Origin of the sequence: Geosporobacter subterraneus DSM 17957, assembly GCF_900142145.1 — a bacterium.
GTDB classification, from domain to species: Bacteria; Bacillota; Clostridia; order Peptostreptococcales; family Thermotaleaceae; genus Geosporobacter; species Geosporobacter subterraneus.
In genome coordinates this window covers 1-14,404 of the sequence record NZ_FQZV01000005.1, presented here as the reverse complement: position 1 = coordinate 14,404, position 14,404 = coordinate 1, and the positions used below count along the sequence as shown (strand labels likewise).

The 14,404-nt window shown below is 41.9% G+C and carries 15 protein-coding genes; 1 reads left to right on the top strand and 14 read right to left on the bottom strand.

The features are described from left to right. Window positions 1–100 precede the first annotated feature (100 nt). Window positions 101–595, top strand: coding sequence for a metal-dependent transcriptional regulator (locus tag BUB56_RS01645; RefSeq protein WP_110939641.1), 495 nt, complete (start codon window positions 101–103; stop codon window positions 593–595). Between the two features lie 131 nt (window positions 596–726). On the opposite strand, the gene BUB56_RS01640 is transcribed toward BUB56_RS01645, so the two are convergent. The 14 genes from BUB56_RS01640 to BUB56_RS01575 all read right to left on the bottom strand — a co-directional run. Then, window positions 727–906: a hypothetical protein gene (locus BUB56_RS01640; RefSeq protein WP_110939640.1), complete on the bottom strand. Its 180-nt coding sequence runs from the start codon at window positions 904–906 to the stop codon at window positions 727–729. A gap of 42 nt (window positions 907–948) precedes the next feature. Further along, window positions 949–1,953 carry a hydrogenase expression/formation protein HypE gene (gene hypE / locus BUB56_RS01635; RefSeq protein ID WP_110939639.1) on the bottom strand — a complete coding sequence of 335 codons (1,005 nt, stop codon included), beginning with the start codon at window positions 1,951–1,953 and terminating at the stop codon, window positions 949–951. Window positions 1,954–2,003: 50 nt separating this feature from the next. Then, complete coding sequence (gene hypD, locus BUB56_RS01630; protein ID WP_110939638.1) at window positions 2,004–3,095, bottom strand: hydrogenase formation protein HypD; 1,092 nt, start codon at window positions 3,093–3,095, stop codon at window positions 2,004–2,006. A gap of 15 nt (window positions 3,096–3,110) precedes the next feature. After that, entirely contained in the window at window positions 3,111–3,335 is a 225-nt protein-coding gene (locus BUB56_RS01625; RefSeq protein ID WP_110939637.1) for a HypC/HybG/HupF family hydrogenase formation chaperone, read from the bottom strand. Then, window positions 3,326–5,605: a carbamoyltransferase HypF gene (hypF, locus tag BUB56_RS01620; protein WP_110939636.1), complete on the bottom strand. Its 2,280-nt coding sequence runs from the start codon at window positions 5,603–5,605 to the stop codon at window positions 3,326–3,328. The genes BUB56_RS01625 and hypF overlap by 10 nt, the downstream gene beginning before the upstream one ends. Further along, window positions 5,592–6,332 carry a twin-arginine translocase subunit TatC gene (gene tatC / locus BUB56_RS01615; protein WP_110939635.1) on the bottom strand — a complete coding sequence of 247 codons (741 nt, stop codon included), beginning with the start codon at window positions 6,330–6,332 and terminating at the stop codon, window positions 5,592–5,594. Before tatC ends, hypF begins: the two co-directional genes overlap by 14 nt. Before the next feature lie 19 nt (window positions 6,333–6,351). Beyond that, window positions 6,352–6,516, bottom strand: coding sequence for a twin-arginine translocase TatA/TatE family subunit (locus tag BUB56_RS01610; RefSeq protein WP_069979681.1), 165 nt, complete (start codon window positions 6,514–6,516; stop codon window positions 6,352–6,354). Then, entirely contained in the window at window positions 6,509–7,180 is a 672-nt protein-coding gene (gene hypB, locus BUB56_RS01605) for a hydrogenase nickel incorporation protein HypB (protein ID WP_110939634.1), read from the bottom strand. Before hypB ends, BUB56_RS01610 begins: the two co-directional genes overlap by 8 nt. Window position 7,181: 1 nt before the next feature. Then, entirely contained in the window at window positions 7,182–7,523 is a 342-nt protein-coding gene (hypA, locus tag BUB56_RS01600) for a hydrogenase maturation nickel metallochaperone HypA (protein ID WP_190014052.1), read from the bottom strand. Continuing rightward, window positions 7,516–7,986 carry a hydrogenase maturation protease gene (locus tag BUB56_RS01595; protein WP_110939632.1) on the bottom strand — a complete coding sequence of 157 codons (471 nt, stop codon included), beginning with the start codon at window positions 7,984–7,986 and terminating at the stop codon, window positions 7,516–7,518. The genes hypA and BUB56_RS01595 overlap by 8 nt, the downstream gene beginning before the upstream one ends. Window positions 7,987–8,193: 207 nt before the next feature. Then, window positions 8,194–9,621: a nickel-dependent hydrogenase large subunit gene (locus tag BUB56_RS01590; protein WP_110939631.1), complete on the bottom strand. Its 1,428-nt coding sequence runs from the start codon at window positions 9,619–9,621 to the stop codon at window positions 8,194–8,196. Between the two features lie 34 nt (window positions 9,622–9,655). Further along, a complete protein-coding gene (locus BUB56_RS01585; RefSeq protein ID WP_110939630.1) occupies window positions 9,656–10,597 on the bottom strand; it encodes an NADH-quinone oxidoreductase subunit B family protein in 942 nt (313 codons plus the stop codon). A 25-nt stretch (window positions 10,598–10,622) separates the two neighbouring features. After that, window positions 10,623–13,748, bottom strand: a complete 3,126-nt coding sequence (locus BUB56_RS01580) for an RCC1 domain-containing protein (protein ID WP_110939629.1) — start codon at window positions 13,746–13,748, stop codon at window positions 10,623–10,625. Window positions 13,749–14,087: 339 nt separating this feature from the next. Then, window positions 14,088–14,404, bottom strand: a 317-nt coding sequence (locus BUB56_RS01575) for a transposase (RefSeq protein ID WP_190014049.1), incomplete at its 5' end; no start/stop codon positions are given.

The following is a 14,404-nucleotide window of genomic DNA, read 5'->3' as shown; positions in this document are numbered from 1 at the left end:
CATGCTATGAATGTATGGGAGCATTGGTTACACCTCTCATGATTTAAATTCATTATGCATATCTTAAACTAAGGTTCTATTTTATAAAGAGGGTGATGCCATGAAGGAAGACTTTTTTACCTTCAGCGAATCTATCAGAAAAGAGAATGTTCCACTGACACCTTCCATGGAGGATTATCTGGAGATGGTTTATAGACTTTCTATGGAAACTGGCTTTACACGGATACAGGAGCTTTCAAATATGCTGCATGTTCAGCCTCCTTCTGTCACTAGAATGATCCAAAAGCTGGCTGAACTTGGTTTAGTTCACTATGAAAAATATGGCGTAATTCGACTTACTGGACTAGGTAAATTGGAAGGCAGTCTTCTTTTAAGCCGTCATAATATTGTAGCAACTTTTCTTAAATCTATAGGCGTTACAGCGTCACTTCTAGAGGAAACAGAAAAAATTGAACATACCATCAGCAAAGAAACACAAATATGTATTGCAGATTTTCTAAGTTTTCTAGAGGAGAATCCTGATATTTTAAATAAGTTTCGAGATTTTAAAAATGCTAAGGACGAAGTACGTAAGCTTTTAAGAGAAAAAGATTAAAGAGCCATCATGCCCGAACTGTTTTCGTATCGTTCGAGCTTGAATAGCTCTTTAATCTTTTTGAGTTTTTATGGGACTGCTGCTGACTGCATTATCTTGGCTTCACTTATTATGCTTTAAATGACATAGGTCTATTGACTCTCATATTCTATCAATATATCTCTCATCTTTGACAGCGTTTGTTGAACACTCTCTGCTTTTTGACAGTCCTTTTCATCAGCTAATACTGATTCTAGGCCTTCTATAATATTATGATAGTCTTCCTTTGACAGTCTTCTAAATAATCCAACTAACGGACTTTCCATACACATGGGTATTCATCTCCTTATATTTTTTTATTTTTTATCCATCCCCTAGCAAATCCTAGGCAAAAGCTCTCCTGCAGGCATATGTAGAATCCTTGTGCCACCAATTTCTGTTTTTAGATAAACCTGTCCTTTTGGAGAATCCATTACTGTCCCAATCATTGCTGCATCTTTTCCCAGAGGATGATTTTTCATAACTGCCAGCACCCGTTCTGCATCCTCTTCCGCCGCAATGACAAGTAGTTTTCCTTCATTAGCAATATATAGAGGATCCAAACCTAGTATTTCACATAAGCTCCTTACTGCTTGTTTAACAGGAATAGCCCCTTCCTCCAACAGCATTCCCACTTTGCTTTGCTGAGAGATCTCATTTAAGGTAGCTGCCAAGCCTCCACGGGTAGGATCCCGTAAAACTTTTATATCTGCTCCTGCTTGAAGTATTTCCTGAATCATCCCGCTGAGCAGCCCGCAGTCACTTTCTAAATCCGTAACAAATTCAAAACCCTTTCTCAGGGCCATGATTGCAGTACCATGATCTCCCAGTGTTCCGCTGACCAGGATCTTATCCCCTCCCTTGGCATTCTGTCCCCCTATGTTCATATCCTTGGGCAGAATTCCAATTCCTGTGGTATTGATATAAATCTGATCTGCACTCCCTGCTTCTACTACCTTCGTATCCCCTGCGATGATTTTCACCTCTGCAGCCTTAGCTGCTTCACTCATAGAAGCTACGATTTTTTCCAAGTCTTTCAGCGGAAAACCTTCTTCAATAATGAAAGCAGCAGTAATATAAAGAGGTTTTGCGCCACTCATAGCCAAATCATTGACTGTGCCATAAACGGAAAGCTTTCCAATATCCCCGCCTGGAAAAAAAACAGGATGGATGACAAAGGAATCTGTAGATACTGCAATCCTCCCTAAAATCTCTGGAAGAACAGATGCGTCGTTTCTTTGCTCCAGGATATCATTTCGAAAGTATTTATAAAAAAGACCTTCAATCAGTTGGTGGCTTGACTTACCCCCGCTGCCGTGGGCTAGTGTAATAAGTTCCATATCTTTATCCTGCCTTTTTTAAAATTTAATTTCTTGTTCAATTTTTATTCCTAATCCCGGAATTCGCCATATTTATAATAAGCGGCACAGGTACCTTCCTCCGATACCATACAAGCTCCCACCGGATTTTCTGGCGTGCAAGCTGTTGAGAAAAGCCTGCAATCTAAAGGACAAGCTTTGCCTTTTAAGATCTCTCCGCAAATGCAGCCCTTGACAGGCTGTTCTGATGCCATTTGGATTCCAAGCTTTTTTACCGTGTCATAATTTTCATATTCCTGCTTAAGCTTTAACCCGGTACCTTCAATAGATCCTAAACCTCTCCAGACACTGGCTGTCACTTCAAATATCTTTGTTATCATTTCTAATGCTTTAAGGTTGCCTTCTTCTGAAACCAATCTGGTATATTCATTTACTACCTTATAGTCTTTTTTGTCCATCATATCAAGAATATGATAAATGCCCATAAGAATATCTAAAGATTCAAAGCCTGCTATTACTGCGGGCAACCCATATTTTTCTGACAAAAACCGATAGGGCTTTACACCGATCACAGCACTTACATGACCGGGACAAAGGAATCCATGGATTTGGATATCTTCCTCCACTACCAGGGCTTCCATCGTATTGGGCATCGTCTTGATCGATTGCAAAATAGAATAGTTATGGATGTCTGCTTTTTTTGCTTGATCTACACTTAAAGCGATGGCTGGTGCGGTAGTTTCAAAACCAACAGCTAAAAATACTACTTCTTTATGGGGATTGTCCAATGCCAGTTGAACTGCATCCATAGGGGAATAGACCATCCGTACATCCCTTCCCTTTGATTTTTGTGCCATTAATGAGCCTTCTGTACCAGGAACCCGCAGCATATCTCCAAAGGCGGTAAGAATAACATCCTGTCTCTCTGTCAACTGTATTGCCGTATCAATGTAGCTTTGGGGCGTAACACATACAGGACAACCTGGCCCCGATATTAAACGAACTTGAGGTGGTAAAAGCCCCCGAAGACCGCTTTTAAAAATCGACATGGTATGGGTTCCACACACTTCCATAATAATAACTTCTTGAATTGCTTTTTTTTCTATTTTTTGAATGAGGGTCTTCGTTAAAGCAGGATCCCTAAACTCAGTTAAATACTTCAAGACTTTACACCTGCCTTATTCTTTTTGCATCATTGTATAAGCTTTAAAAAGCTCCAAGGTTTTTTCTGCTTCCTTCCGATCAAGCCGTGAAACAGCGCAACCTGCATGCAAAAGCACATAATCTCCTACCTTTACATCTTCTACCAACGCTATACTTACCATTTTTTGGACACCGCCGAAATTTACCCAGGCTTCTGTGCCATCTATTTTTACAATTTCAACAGGAACTGCTACACACATGAATGATTTTCTCCTCTCTTCATCCGCCGATTGGCAATGACTAACTGCCCTAATGCAACCCCGCCGTCATTGCAGGGAATTTGTTCGTGGGTATATACCTGGAATCCTTGCTCAGATAGGTGGGAATAAATTCCCTCCAGCAGAATTTCATTTTGAAATACCCCTCCGCTAAGAACGACTTTTGAAATCCCGAAACTTTTCTGAATTGTACAGCAAAGTTCAAGGGTAAAGCAAATAACGGTTTTATGAAATCTTCCGGCAATCTTTGAAAGGGCTGTTCCCTTTTCTATGTCTCCAAGTATCTCCTCAAACATTTTTAGCGTATTCACTACATAGCACCCATCCAGCATTTCTACTTTATAAGAATAGGAAACGGCTTCACTCAGATCAGCAACCCCTTCCAGTTCAATGGCTCCCTGAGCTTCATAGGTGATGGTTTTGGATATCCCGAGCAGTCCGGCTACACTGTCAAATAGTCTTCCCATACTGGAAGTCTCGGGAGAATTTATTTTAGATCTTAACAATTGAATAACACCCTTCATGTCCTCTACAGGCACATCCATGGTCTGAGGCAGCCTAAAGTCTTCTTTTTCGAGGGCGTATAGCTGACTAAGCGCCATTCTCCACGGTTCCTTTATTGCAGCTTCTCCACCGGGCATTTTCATATAGTTCAAGCGCCCTACCCGTTGAAAATCATCATAATTGCACAACAAAAATTCTCCACCCCAAATTTTTCCGTCTGTACCATAGCCTGTACCATCATAAGCGATCCCGATTACAGGCTCCTCGATGCCATGTTCAGCCATGCAGCTGGCTACATGGGCATGATGGTGTTGTATAGCCTCTTTATAACCCTCTTCATTTTCAGCATATAGGGTAGATAGATACTCGGGGTGAAGGTCATGGGCAATCATTTTGGGCTTTATACCATAAACTGCTTTGAAGTGATCCACGCAAACCTGAAAATGCTGATAGGTTTCCAGGTTCTCTAAATCGCCGATATGCTGACCCAAAAAAGCCATATCCTTTTTTGAAATGCAAAAAGTATTCTTTAAATGAGAGCCGCAGGCAAGGATTTCCTCTATGCCTTCTATTTTCATAGGAATCGGTGCGTATCCTCTGGATCTCCGAATCAGCCGTTCCTTTCCTAATACTACCCGAGATACAGAATCATCTACAGGGATATGGATTTCCCGGTTATGTAATAAGAAATAATCCACAATTTCGCCTAACCGCAAAATTGCTTCCTCATTTTTATATTCGATAGGCAAGCCACTGATATTACCGCTGGTCATCACCAGCACCTCTAGGCTGTCATCAAACAAAAGATGGTGCAGGGGTGTATAGGGCAGCATAATACCTAATCTATTTTGTTTAGGTGCAATGCTTTCAGGAAGCTCCTCATTTTTTTTATCCAGTAAAAGAATAGGTTTTTGAATCCCGGTGAGGATCTCTTCTTCCTTTTCACTGACATGGCAATAGCGACCTATAGTTTTTAAATCTCGCATCATTAAGGCAAAAGGCTTCCATGGCCGCCTTTTTCTTTCCCTTAATATCTGAACCGCCGCCGGCTTTTTCCCATCACATACCAACTGAAAACCGCCTAATCCCTTCAGTCCAATAATCGCTCCTGCCTTTAATCTTAGGCGAGCTTCTCTTATAGGATCCTGAGTATCGATGGGATTGCCCCTTTGGTCCGTTAACCACACCTTTGGTCCGCAGTCAGGACAAGCATTCGGCTGAGCGTGAAATCTTCTGTCAAGAGGATTTTCATATTCCTCCCTGCACTTTCCGCACATGGGAAAACTTTTCATGGTGGTCATTTCCCGGTCATAGGGCAGCTGCTGAATGATCGAAAACCTCGGTCCACAGTTGGTACAATTAGTAAAAGGGTAACCAAAGCGGTGATTGTCAGGATTATTAATATCCTCCTTACATTGGGAGCAAATGGATACATCCGGTGAAATAAGGGTCACCACAGCATCACTCCCATTACTTTTCTCAATGCCAAAGGAATCATATCCAAAGAAAGGAAGTTCTTTTACGGTTATTTCCTCCACCTTCGATAGAGGGGGAGCTTCTGCTATCAATTTTTTTTGGAAGGCCTCCAGATTTTCTAGGCTTCCTTCCACTTCAATGAGTACACCTGCAGCCGTATTGTTTACCCATCCCTTCAAATGTTCCTCTAGGGCTATTCTATATACAAAGGGTCTAAAGCCTACCCCTTGAACAATCCCCGTTACTTTAATAAACCTTCTATAGTTCCTCATTCGTATTTATACTCCTGCGTTGTGTGATTTTGTAAAAAATAAACATCAGACTTAAGCTTAGCTCGAAAAGGAATAGAAGCGGCAGCCCTACTGCCAGCTGACTAATGGCGTCTGGAGGTGTAATCAAAGCACTGACAACGGCGATAAGAAGAATCATGTACTTTCGATTCTTTGCCAGCATTTTATAATTTATAATTCCAAATCTTGACAGCATCAATAAAACCATAGGCAGTTCGAATACTAGACCTAGACCCAAGGTAAAACCGGTCACAAAGGAAAAATATTTGCTGGCTGAAAGCATAGGTGCCATTAATCCATCTCCAAAGCTTAGCAAATATTGAAGGGTCATGGGCAGCAAAAACTGATAACCAAAAAATATACCGCTTCCAAAAAGCAGTACCACAAAGGGCAGGCATGAAAAAAGGATTATTTTTTCTTTCTTGTAGAGTGCCGGTGCGATAAACAGCATGGTCTGCAGAAATATCAACGGACTGGCAAAAACCACTCCTCCGAAGAATGCTGCCTTTATTCTTGTCATAAACCCTTCCGCCGGAGTAATAAAGACTAGGTCTATATCTCCTAAAGGCGCTTTTAGGATTCCTATAATCTCTGGAGCCTTCATGTAGGCTAGGACTGAACATATCATAACTGCCAATAGGCATATAATAATCCGCCTTCTCAACTCATCCAGATGGTCTAGGATATCCATCTCTTCTTTTTTTGTCATAACCCTTCCCCCTGGATCTTTACTGCTTTTCTTCAGTGTCTTTTGAGATTTCAACAGCCGCCTTCTTAAATTCTTTGATAGAAGAACCTAAAGCCTTTCCGATCTCCGGGAGCTTTTTGGGCCCAAACACTACCAATGCAATCACCAATATTACAATCAATTCTGATAATCCTAAACTAGGCATCTTTTTGTCCTCCTTTATTCATAGCACTTTGTTTTAAGAAACGACACAGGTCGTAAAACCCTTCTCCTGTCCTGCAGGATACTTCAAAAATTTTCATATCTTCATTTAATGATCTTATATCCCGATAAAGCTCTTCCATGGAAAAATTGGTAAATTGAATTAAATCCATCTTATTTACGATAAGTACATCGGATCTTTGAAACATGGAAGGATATTTTAATGGCTTGTCATTGCCCTCGGTAATACTCAGAACGGTTATTCTCATATCCTCACTCAGATCATAGGATGCAGGGCATACCAGATTGCCTACATTTTCAATCACTAAAAAACGAATCTTTTCCAGATCCAAATGATGCAAAGCTTCTGAAATCATTGCAGCGTCCAGGTGGCAAGCCCCCCCGGTGTTCACCTGTATTACCGGAATACCCTGTGCTTCAATGCGTTCGGCATCCTTTGTGGTATATAAATCTCCTTCGATGACGGCCATACCTGTAGATGCCTTCATATTGCCGATCAATTGCTCCAGCACGGAAGTTTTTCCCGCTCCGGGAGATCCCAAGAGGTTTATAGTAAAGACACCTTTTTCCTCCAAGATAACTCTGTTTTTTTCTGCAAGATCATCATTGCTTTGCAGGATATTCTTTTTTACTTGTATCTGTTTCATGCTATTCTCCCTCCAGAGTATCAATGAACAATTCATAGCCTGTTACTACATCATTGCTGAAACTGCTGCATTGGGGACAAATTTTATTGTAGAAGCTTATTCCGTATACATCCCCACATTGGCTGCACAGCGCCGTAGCTTTTACTCTTTCTATTATCAGCTCAGCCCCTTCCACAGCTGTATCTTTCGAAAAGGCTTCAAAGGAAAAGCGCAGGGCACTTTCCTCCAAACAGGTCATTTCTCCTATTTTTAATCCCACCTTGCTGATTTTGTTCAACTTATGCAGGGTTATATTTTCTTCAATAATTTCAAACAAGTCCGCTGTGATGGAAACTTCATGCACTTTTTTCACTCTTTTCTTCAAGTATTTCAGTTTTTAAAACTTCTATCATCCTGGGTAATTGTCCCTTTATCGTCTTCGATAAGCTTAGGTCAAAACAAATCTCTTCCGGTTCTATTCCAATAATCATTACCTTCGGAAAATACCCCATATAATTTACATTCTGCAGCAAATCTAACACCTGAACATCATGTAAAGAAGTAGTAGCTTTCACAAAGCTTCCCAGTTCTTCAGGGGTTAGCCTATAAATGGTACCCGGAGCATGTCCTCCCTTTATACTATCGATAATCACCACTTTCTCATGCTTTACAAACACATCCAGTAAATCAAAGATACAGGTTCCCCCGTCAACCAAGGTTATATCCCGGCTCCAGGCTGCTTCCTCAATATGCTTCAGTATGTGAATGCCAACGCCGTCATCCTTCAGCAATATATTTCCGATTCCCACTACTGCTGTTTTTTTCATGTATTTCTCCTTGTTGTGCAAGTCTATCTATAGCATTTCGGAACGGCACAGGGGGAGGCCACTGAAAAAGTTCAGAGTTTGTCATTCTGAATGAAACGTAGTGAAATGAAGAATCTTTAAAAGCGATTAAATCCCCAGATCCTTCGCTGCGCTCAGGATGACAACCTTACTACTCGACTTTTTCATTGACCTCCACATAGGCCCTCTCTACAAACCTGGTGTAGATACGATAAATTTATTTTCTATTTTTCCTTCCGGCGTCATGATATGTACGGCGCAGGCAGTACATGGATCGTAAGAATGAATAATCCGCATCAGTTCAATGGGATTATTTATATCCTGTATTTGAACCCCTATCAAGGCTTTTTCCAAAGGCCCCATTCGATCATTATTATCCTTGGGGGATACATTCCAGCAAGTAGGCGTTACCACTTGATAATTCTCTATTCTTTGACTCTTATACCTTACATAATGTACCAATGCTCCCCGAGGGGCTTCTGTCACACCTATTCCCTCACCAGTACTGTAGCCAGCATGTAAAGCTGAATCATACTCTTGTCCGCCGGCATTCAGTTCATTGATCCATAGAGACAATGCATTGGCAACTTTTTTTGTTTCCAGCATTCTTGCCACATGCCTGTCCATCACAGAGACTCCCTTGCGGTAGTCTCCATTGATCCAAGCTCTTGCCAGAGGTCCGGCCTCATGGGGAATATCCAAATACCTTGGAGCTTTGATCCACGAGTAAGCATTAGCTTTATTTAAGCTTGGACTGGTATTATCATCTCTTAGTTCTGATCTTTCTTTACCCTCATACCAGGTATACTTGATGTCTTCTGTGATCCTTCTGGGTTCCACACTCATATATTGTCCATCCGTATATCGTCCGCTTCGATAGAGCAAATTAGGGCTGGAAGAACCTTCTAGCTCAAATACCCCGAAGGAGATGAAATTGCGATAGCCTTCTCCAATCTGAAAATAATCCTTATATACCGATGCCAGCTTTTGCACATCCTCATGATATTGACCGTCTACAAAGCTTCTTACCTCTCCTAATAGCCGTTTATAATCACTGATTTCGGAGGCGGTGGGCGATTTAGTGACGCCACCGGGCATAATGGACATGACATGAGGGATTTTTCCCCCAAAGAGTGACACCATTTCATGGGCTTTTCGCCTGATTTCCAGTGCCTTTAGGTAATGGTCAAACATTTCTTCACTGGCAGATTGAGAAAATCGCATGTCTGTGTCATAGCTGGTTTTCCAGGGAGATCGATTGGGTCCTTGGATATAATCCAGCAGAGTTAAATGATAAAAGTGGAGGATATGATCCGCAATATAGTTACCACCCTGAATCAGGTTCCGAAGCAGCCGTGCCTGCCCTGTGGGCTTGAAGTTTCTGGATGCCTCCAGAGCCTTTACCGATGCAATGCCGTGGGATACAGGGCACAGTCCGCAAATTCTCTGGGTAAGATGGACTGCATCCCTAGGATCTCTCCCTTTTAATATATTTTCAAAACCCCGAAACATATTGCCGGTGCTTTTTGCTGCAGTAACCTTCTTATTGCTGTCCACTTCTACTTCTATTTTCATGTGCCCCTCTAATCGGGTCACTGGATCCAATTTGATCTTCATTCAGCATTCCTTCCTTCCTGTAAATAACTGATGACTAATTATATATCTTACTAAATGGGAAGTTCGAGCTGGAGCAGCCAATACACATATTCCCCGTACCAAAGCAGCCCTTTCTGTTATTCCAATCTATTCCCCAATATCTTGTATAGCAGGTACTCCTCGTTTCATCATCTTTCCCTTTGCATCCCATATTGTCGAAACAATTGCCGCATACACCCAGCTTGCTTGTTTTGGACAACCCCTTTAACGGACAGTTATTGATATCATTTACCTTGTCATGAAGCTTTTTTTCCGAATATAATCCCAATGGCCTGTTTTTGCTATCCTTGGTTACTGGTATTCCTGCTATAAGCTTGATGATTGTCTCACCAATGATATAAGGATGTACAGGGCAGCCAGGCAGATTCACTATTTTACTTTTATAGCCGCTTCCCAATACTTCTTCAACAGATCTTACGGCGGTAGAATTGCTGCCGGCACCCGCTACCCCTCTAAAAGCTGCACAGGTACCAATAGCTATAATATGCTTTGCATCAGCTGCCAACTCCCTTACTGCCTGCAGTGCTGTCCATGGCTGATGGTTCTTCTCCCCTATGATGCAGTGAATTCCCTCTTGGGCTGTAGGTATGGCCCCTTCCACAATGAGTATGTAATTATTTTTTATCATTTGCACTTCTGGATTGGCCTGTTCCATAGCGTCCTTTGCAGCAGCCGCCATTAAAGTACTGTGATATTTTAGATCTATATGCTCCGTCAGCATCTTGTCCACTGTAGGAACGCCGTCGCTATCTTTTTCTACCATATTTAAAAATGAGATGGTGCAGCCGGAGCAACCGGCTGCCTGTATCCAAATCACTGGTGTGTAATCCATATTTGCTAGCACATGGGTTGCCTGCTCCAGCTGTACCTTTCCCATTCCCAACACAGTGGCTGAAGCAGTCATCCATTTTATAAAATCCCGTCTGGATATCTTCATGGTCTTCACATCCCCTTATTCCTTGTTATTGTGCAATAAACTCTAAGTGCTCCATCATGTTCTTAAACACAGTCACCGCTTCTGCCCTTGTCGCTCTATTCTGAGGTTTAAAGGATTGATCTGCATAGCCCTTCATGATGCCAAGGTCAATGGCAGCCTCAGCAGGTATTTGTGCCCATGGGCTAATCTGATCTCTGTCGGCGATTCTAGAAGAAGTCGTAGGCCTATCCAATCCTTTTAATACCTCTATAGTTTTAGCGATCATGACAGCCATTTCTTCCCGGGTAATTTCTTTGTTAGGCTTAAAGGTTCCATCAGCGTAACCTGTAACGATTCCAAGCTTCATTGCGGCATAAACGTTCTTTTCATACCAGCTGCCAGTTTGGACATCCTTAAATGGCTTTATTATACTGTCATCATCCTTATAGCCCAGGCTTCCCATCAGCATCGTTACAAACTGCGCCCGGGTGACATTGCTGTTTGGAAGAAACTTATTTTCTTCCATTCCCTTCACTACTTTTTTGGAAGCCAGCAGTTCAATATTGCTCTTCGCCCAGTGGCTGCTGATATCCTCAAAGGTTTTATCATGTTCTATAACTGTATAGATACTGTTTCCATTCCGTTTTATCACTGCAACGGTTTTTCCGTTTTCCTGAAGGAAGGTCGTGGGAACCGGCTTCCAATCATTATTTTCCCAAACAGCACCTACCGCCCTGCGTGGATCTACAGTGCCATTTAACACAATTCTTCTCTCAATATACTGGTTTCCAAAGTGCTTTAACTCAATAGTTTCACGGGCAAAGACTGCCTCTACATGAAACCTTACCGGATTGGTCAGAATTTTATGTCCCTCTGTACTGCTGGGCGGCAGGGCTGCCTTTTCCATAATAATATTAAGTGCTTGTATGTCCCCTTTCTCGGCACTTAATTTATTAAGTGTTGAAAGATTGTGGGGGATGACATAACTAGTCTCTTCAGTATGGATGATCAGTGATGCCTTATTTTCCATCAATATCTTCAAGCTGTCCGCTCCTAGCGTAAGCAGCGCTTTACCATTTATTTTCACGATTTCTACTTCAACCGCAGCTTTATCCATCATTCGTGCTACTGCCTCTTTAAGTGCTTGTGGATCAATCTGTCCTCGGAATTCATTTTTGTCATTAATGATCTCCACAAGATGATTTTGCTTTGATGAATTTTTTGGTGCATTGTCCTTACTGTTTGAAGAATCCTCTTTTTCCGTTGAATTTCCCGGGTTCTGTGGCTGCTCTCCTGGATTTTGCGGTTCTTCAACTGGGTTTTCCGGCTGTTGACCTGGACTTTGCGGCTCCTCTGCAGGTGGCTGCGTGATATATTTAGGATCAAGTAAATCGGTTATATTTTCTAACAATGCAAATTCTAAGCTTGTCACAAAGGAAGAAAGAGCTTCTGACATCTGATAAGTGCTTTCAATCTCTACATCGTCCTCTAATATCCATTCCGGCAGCTCAGGGAGCGATCCCCCGTTGTCCATTAGGAGGTTCATCACCGGAGTGTTTTGCTGGGTTGTAGTTCCGTCTCCCAGTCGTCCGTTGCCGTTATCTCCCCATGCCCATACTGTTTGATTGCTCTTTACTGCTAACACATAGTTGTTCCCTGCGGAGATATCTACTATTTCCTGTAGAAACTGATCTGTACTTTCACTGTTTCCCTTTAGAACCTGTACCGGTGTGTTTTTCTGAGCAGTGGTGCCGTCTCCCAGTTGGCCCTTTTCGTTATTTCCCCAGGTCCAGACTGTTCCGTCGGTCTTTAGTACCGATGAGAAATTGTTACCGGCTGCTATTTTTACTATATTTGTCAGCCCGGATACCTGAACAGGAGCTGTTCGGTTAGTGGTGGACCCATCTCCCAACTGTCCCTTGTCATTCTTTCCCCAAGTCCATAGGCTTCCATTTCTCCTTAAGGCCATGGTGTGCTCACCCTGGGCACTAATGCTGATAACTTCGGTCAGCGTATTTACCTGTACCGGCGTATTGCTGGAGGAAGTGGACCCGTTGCCTAGTATTCCATTGCCTCCATTTCCCCAGGTGTATACCTTCTCATCCTCTCTCAAGGCCACACTGTGGTCTTTCCCCGCTGCAATAGCGATGACTCCCTGCAGGAATGCATCCTCACTGACCGTTACTCCCTTTCGTACTTGAACCGGTGTATTTCTTTGGCTGGTACTGTTATCACCCAGCTGCCCTTTTTCATTGTTTCCCCATGCCCAGACTGTTCCATCGGCTTTTAGAGCTATGGAATGGTTGTGGCCTGCGGCGATGGCCTTAATGTTGGTTAATCCGCTGACCTGAACAGGTGTTGTTTTCTGCGTTGTAGTACCGTCTCCCAACTGCCCCTTATCGTTTTTCCCCCAGGTCCAGACTGTTCCATCGGCTTTTAGGGCAATGCTGTGTCCGTTTCCTGCTGCAATGGCGATTACCTCTGTCAGGTCACTAACTTGAACAGGTGTCTCGCTCTGGGCAGTTGTACCGTTTCCTAAACGACCGTTTTCGTTATTTCCCCATGCCCATACCGTTCCGTCTCCCTTTAATCCTAAGGAATGATTGTTGCCTGCAGCAACCTGCAGTACTTCATCGGCCGAACCTTCCATAGATGCCATTTGATTTAAAATTACAGGCTCCGCTCTCTCGATCTCAATAGTATAAATCTTTTCCACGATCCCATTTTCAGCTATAATATGGATGCTGATTATGTTGTACCCAACATTTAAAGCTATATTACGAGCTACTCCACTATCCTGATATGTACCGTTGATCTCCAGTATTGCTTTTTGATCAGCCAAGACCGCCCTTATTTCTACGGAGGTTACATCGTAGTCTACTTCCACCTGATACTCAGTAATATTGCTGTTAAAAGATGGATTGAGTACGCCTTCATCTAAAAAAACATCAAGCAGATCCGCGTTATCTCCTAGTCTTTCTTCAGTTTCCTCTAGGAAAGATTCCTGAAAGTGACCTTCCTCCTCCTGATTCATTTCAATAATCGTTTCCGCCCCTTCAAATTCGTCGGCAAAAACAACTTGTACTGGCATAAGGCTAGAAAATAAGTTAAGAAATATTGAGCATAACATTATATAGGCCATTATCTTGATACCTTTGCCTTTTCCTACCACTTTATTGTCCTCCTTGCAAATTTATGTTATTTGAAAAATATTTTCATTTAGATTGTACATTCTTTGACAATGATAGTCAATATCAATATGAATGCAAAAAAAAATAAACGCATGAATTAAAATAAAAAAGTACTTTAATATCTGATTTAACCAAGTATTCATTAACCTGAATTATTCATGAAGATCTAAAAAATGAATTTAGACCCTCAAAATTGAGTTTTATCAGTTTTAAAAATCTATATAAAGGAAAAAGTTCCTAAAAAAGGGTAGACTTATCCCGTAATAGTTGTTTTTGGGTTGTTTTTGCCGTTTTGAAATTGCCAAGGTTCACTGTTTTTGCTATTCAAACTTTGGGAGTCGCCTTATGTTTTCAAAGGTTTCGTAGAATTCCTCTTTATATGGGCAGCTGCTACAAAGTTTGAATGTAATATATCTTGCTGATCGGATTATCTTTGATGCAATCTTGATCAACTTTAAGCGGATGGTATCGATCTGCATTTTCCTCATACTTACAGGAAGAACCAACCGCCGAAACAAATTAAACAAGTTATACGCCAGCACATGAAGCTGCAGTCGATTTGCATTCACCACCTTGTCACGGCTACTGGTAGATGAAAAATCAAAACCGTTCTTACATTCCTTGATGAAATTCTCCA